Raw genomic sequence first — 726 nt, 5'->3', positions numbered from 1 at the left:
CGCGCTGCTCAGCGAGTCAATCACCGGGTCAAGGATCACATCCACCACATCGGCGTGCGCCACCGGCGCCGCCTGTTGGGCCCGGATCCCCGCCGCCAGCACCACCACGGCCACCGCCCCGACCGCTCGGAGGCCGCCGCTGACCGCACCCGATCGACCGTTGCCCATCAGCCCCCAACCTCTCGTCGGGATGGTCACTCCAAGCCGTCGCTAAGCTATTCCTCACTTGTCGGACAGGCAAGCAGATCCGCGGATTTTTCCGCAAGACAGTGCCCGACGCTACCGAGTAGGGTCGGACCAGCGGGGTCGTCGGGGGTCCTGTGCGCCGTGCCGTGACATCCTGCCGCGCAGACTCCCTGTGGCCGGAGAACGGCGCTGGAGGCACTGTGGACATCGTCATGGGCGTGTCGGTGACACCCGGGAACGTCCAGCTGGTGCTGGTCGACCGTGCGGATCCCGACGGCACCGTCGATGAGGACAACTTCGAGCTCGACAGCCCAGCGACTGAGCAGGTGTTGGCGGCGATCGCCGGCACCAGCGAAAGCGCCGCCGAGAGCGGCTACCGACTGGTAGCGACCGGCGTCACCGCAACCGACCCGACGGAGGCGAGTGCGCTGCGCGATGCGCTGACTGCGATGGACGATGTCATGCTGCTGCCGGTCCTCGCGGCTGCCGCCGCGTTGGCCCGATCCGTGGGCTCCGCCCTCGGCTACGCCCGGACCGGAT

At 69.0% G+C, this 726-nt stretch carries 1 pseudogene; it reads left to right on the top strand.

Going from position 1 to position 726, the window contains the following annotated elements:
* Window positions 1-386 precede the first annotated feature (386 nt).
* Window positions 387-726, top strand: a pseudogene (locus tag F6Q13_RS18610) (hypothetical protein); the annotation flags it as partial.

It is taken from the genome of Mycobacterium sp., assembly GCF_008709575.1.
Classification (GTDB): Bacteria; Actinomycetota; Actinomycetes; order Mycobacteriales; family Mycobacteriaceae; genus Mycobacterium.
The sequence above is the reverse complement of the archived record's forward strand: the minus strand, read 5'-3'. Positions and strand labels throughout refer to the sequence as shown.